Genomic DNA, 3956 nt, shown 5'->3' with positions numbered 1-3956 from the left:
AGACACATACGTAATGATAAAAAAACATTGACGAATCATTAATAAAGTGTTATTATGATAAACGGTACTTTTTACTTTTGGTCTCTCAAAAGTGTACAGAGACGTGCTGACAAATGTTGCAAAAGTACACACAGAATAGAAGATGTCACCAATCGTTCTATTCAGCCAAAAATAAAATTTTATAGGAGAAATGTAGATGCCTACAATTAACCAGTTGGTACGTAAACCACGTAAATCTAAAGTTGAAAAATCAGATTCACCTGCTTTGAATATTGGTTACAACAGTCATAAAAAAGTTCACACTAAATTGTCTGCTCCACAAAAACGTGGTGTTGCGACTCGTGTTGGAACAATGACACCTAAAAAACCTAACTCAGCCCTTCGTAAATTCGCTCGTGTACGTTTGAGTAACCTTATCGAAGTAACTGCATACATCCCAGGTATCGGTCATAACTTGCAAGAACACAGTGTTGTTCTTATCCGTGGTGGACGTGTGAAAGACCTTCCAGGGGTACGTTACCACATCGTTCGTGGTGCACTTGATACAGCAGGTGTTGCAGATCGTAAACAAGGCCGTTCTAAATACGGTGCTAAACGTCCTAAAGGATAATAGAAGGGGGATAAGAGAAAATGAGTCGTAAAAATAGAGCGCCAAAACGCGAAGTATTGCCGGATCCATTATACAATTCAAAAATTGTGACACGTCTTATCAACCGTGTAATGCTTGATGGTAAACGTGGTACTGCATCATCAATCGTATACGATGCTTTTGCAGAAATTAAAGAAACTACTGGAACAGATGCTCTTGAAGTGTTTGAAACAGCTATGGATAACATCATGCCTGTACTTGAAGTACGTGCACGTCGTGTTGGTGGTTCAAACTACCAAGTCCCGGTTGAAGTTCGTCCAGAACGTCGTGTGACACTTGGTCTACGTTGGTTGGTTAACGCATCACGTGCCCGTGGTGAGCACACTATGAAAGACCGTCTTTCAAAAGAAATTATGGATGCAGCTAACAATACTGGTGCATCAGTTAAAAAACGTGAAGACACACACAAAATGGCAGAAGCCAACCGTGCCTTCGCTCACTTCCGCTGGTAAGATTAAAGTACTGTGGTTTAGTTTGCTATATAGATATCAAGAATTTTATTCTATATTATTGTATGGGATGATTAATGTTAACTAACATATGCTGCAAAGCCAAGTACTATAGGTGCTTCCGTATTGGGAGTTGAACAAATAAACACTACTAACGGGTAGGTCCTGCCTATCCGTTTTTCTTAAATAGTGTTATAATGACTAAGTAAAATAAATTTTATAGGAGAAACCTAATGGCTCGCGAATTTTCACTAGAAAAAACTCGTAATATCGGTATCATGGCTCACGTTGATGCGGGTAAAACAACAACAACTGAGCGTATTCTTTACTACACTGGTAAGATCCACAAAATCGGTGAAACACATGAAGGTGCTTCACAAATGGACTGGATGGAGCAAGAGCAAGAACGTGGTATCACAATCACATCTGCTGCGACAACTGCACAATGGGATGGACATCGTGTTAATATCATCGATACACCAGGACACGTTGACTTCACAATTGAAGTACAACGTTCACTCCGCGTGCTTGATGGTGCGGTAACTGTTCTTGACGCTCAATCAGGTGTAGAACCTCAAACAGAAACAGTTTGGCGTCAAGCAACTGAATACGGAGTTCCTCGTATCGTTTTTGCTAACAAAATGGATAAAATCGGTGCAGACTTCCTTTACTCAGTAAGCACACTCCATGACCGTCTTCAAGCTAACGCTCACCCAATTCAATTGCCGATCGGTTCAGAAGATGATTTCCGTGGAATCATCGACTTGATCAAGATGAAAGCTGAAATCTATACTAATGACATTGGTACAGATATTCTTGAAGAAGATATCCCAGCTGAATATCTTGAACAAGCTGAAGAGTACCGTGAAAAATTGGTTGAAGCTGTTGCTGAAACAGATGAAGACTTGATGATGAAATACCTCGAAGGTGAAGAAATCACTAACGAAGAATTGATGGAAGGTATTCGTAAGGCTACAATCAATGTTGAATTCTTCCCAGTTCTTTGTGGTTCTGCCTTCAAAAACAAAGGTGTTCAATTGATGCTTGATGCGGTTATCGATTACCTTCCAAGTCCACTTGATATCCCTGCAATCAAAGGTACTAACCCTGATACTGACGCTGAAGAAGAACGTCCAGCATCTGATGAAGAGCCATTTGCAGCTCTTGCCTTCAAGATCATGACTGATCCATTCGTAGGTCGTTTGACATTCTTCCGTGTTTACTCTGGTGTTCTTAACTCAGGTTCATACGTTATGAATACTTCAAAAGGTAAACGTGAGCGTATCGGACGTATCCTTCAAATGCACGCTAACAGCCGTCAAGAGATTGAAACAGTTTACGCTGGTGATATCGCAGCTGCCGTTGGTTTGAAAGATACAACAACTGGTGACTCATTGACCGATGAGAAAGCAAAAGTTATTCTTGAGTCAATCAACGTTCCAGAACCAGTTATCCAATTGATGGTTGAGCCAAAATCTAAAGCTGACCAAGATAAAATGGGTATTGCCCTTCAAAAACTTGCTGAAGAAGATCCAACATTCCGCGTTGAAACAAACGTTGAAACTGGTGAAACAGTTATCGCAGGTATGGGTGAGCTTCACCTTGATGTCCTTGTTGACCGTATGAAACGTGAATTCAAAGTTGAAGCAAACGTTGGTGCTCCTCAGGTATCTTACCGTGAAACATTCCGTGCTTCTACTCAAGCTCGTGGATTCTTCAAACGCCAATCAGGTGGTAAAGGTCAATTCGGTGACGTTTGGATCGAATTTACGCCAAACGAAGAAGGCAAAGGATTCGAATTTGAGAACGCAATCGTCGGTGGTGTGGTTCCACGTGAATTTATCCCAGCCGTTGAAAAAGGTCTTGTAGAATCTATGGAAAACGGTGTTCTTGCTGGTTACCCATTGGTTGACGTTAAAGCTAAGCTTTACGATGGATCATACCACGATGTCGATTCATCTGAAACAGCCTTCAAGATTGCTGCCTCACTTGCCCTTAAAGAAGCTGCTAAATCGGCACAACCTGCTATCCTTGAGCCAATGATGCTTGTTACAGTAACAGTTCCAGAAGAAAATCTTGGAGATGTTATGGGACACGTTACAGCTCGTCGTGGACGTGTTGATGGTATGGAAGCTCATGGTAACAGCCAAATCGTTCGTGCCTTCGTTCCACTTGCTGAAATGTTTGGTTACGCAACAACTCTTCGTTCTGCAACTCAAGGACGTGGTACGTTCATGATGGTATTTGACCACTATGAAGATGTTCCTAAGTCAGTTCAAGAAGAAATTATTAAGAAAAATTCTGGTGAATAATAAAAAAGAGATACTTGAAAGTATTTCCTGTATTGAAGGAGGCAAGGACAAAAGTCCTTGCCTTTTTTAGTTATTCAAGTCAACTAAGTGAGGTGCAGTCTTGGGTGTTTCAAGGTTTATAAGGTTCGAAGGTGGAAAATTGTGAGTTACAAATAATCTATCTAAGGTACGAATATCATTAGATTTTATACATCTAATGAATTAGAAAGCCTTACTTCCCTAATTTCAAAGTTCAAACAATCAAGGACGTGACTGTTTGAGTTGTTCAGTGGTAGTAGTGAAACGGACTGGAGGAAGCGTTTCGGCATCAGCTCGAAGTTAGGAATAAACGAGTTGAGTGAGAGGAAATCGAACTCTTCTAGTTACCGATTTTGCTCGAACTCTCTTTTTAGCTTCTTTGCTAATTTCTTATTGAATGAATGATAGTTTAGTAAGAGCCTGCTTAGTAAAACTCAGTTTAACCTTATTGATAACAATTAAACAATGTTAATTAGCTTAGAATCAACATTTTATGATAATATCATTCTTCATAAGCTATTTTCTATT

3 protein-coding genes are annotated in these 3956 nt (G+C 40.1%); all 3 read left to right on the top strand.

Going from position 1 to position 3956, the window contains the following annotated elements:
- Window positions 1-196 precede the first annotated feature (196 nt).
- The 3 genes from rpsL to fusA all read left to right on the top strand — a co-directional run bounded on the left by rpsL (window position 197) and on the right by fusA (window position 3410).
- Window positions 197-610: a 30S ribosomal protein S12 gene (rpsL, locus tag ACMZ6U_RS09575; RefSeq protein WP_018366304.1), complete on the top strand. Its 414-nt coding sequence runs from the start codon at window positions 197-199 to the stop codon at window positions 608-610.
- Between the two features lie 20 nt (window positions 611-630).
- Entirely contained in the window at window positions 631-1101 is a 471-nt protein-coding gene (gene rpsG, locus ACMZ6U_RS09570; RefSeq protein WP_416108220.1) for a 30S ribosomal protein S7, read from the top strand.
- Window positions 1102-1331: 230 nt separating this feature from the next.
- A complete protein-coding gene (fusA, locus tag ACMZ6U_RS09565) occupies window positions 1332-3410 on the top strand; it encodes an elongation factor G (protein WP_416108219.1) in 2079 nt (692 codons plus the stop codon).
- Window positions 3411-3956 lie beyond the last annotated feature (546 nt).

This window comes from Streptococcus pluranimalium, assembly GCF_047785745.1.
GTDB lineage: Bacteria > Bacillota > Bacilli > Lactobacillales > Streptococcaceae > Streptococcus > Streptococcus pluranimalium_B.
Note: the sequence above shows the minus strand (reverse complement) of the source record. Positions and strands in the feature narration are given on the sequence as shown.

Coding starts and splice junctions, on each gene's coding strand:
- rpsG (WP_416108220.1), top strand. CDS start 631: ATGAGTCGTAAAAATAGAGCGCCAAAACGCGAAGTATTGCCGGATCCA.
- rpsL (WP_018366304.1), top strand. CDS start 197: ATGCCTACAATTAACCAGTTGGTACGTAAACCACGTAAATCTAAAGTT.
- fusA (WP_416108219.1), top strand. CDS start 1,332: ATGGCTCGCGAATTTTCACTAGAAAAAACTCGTAATATCGGTATCATG.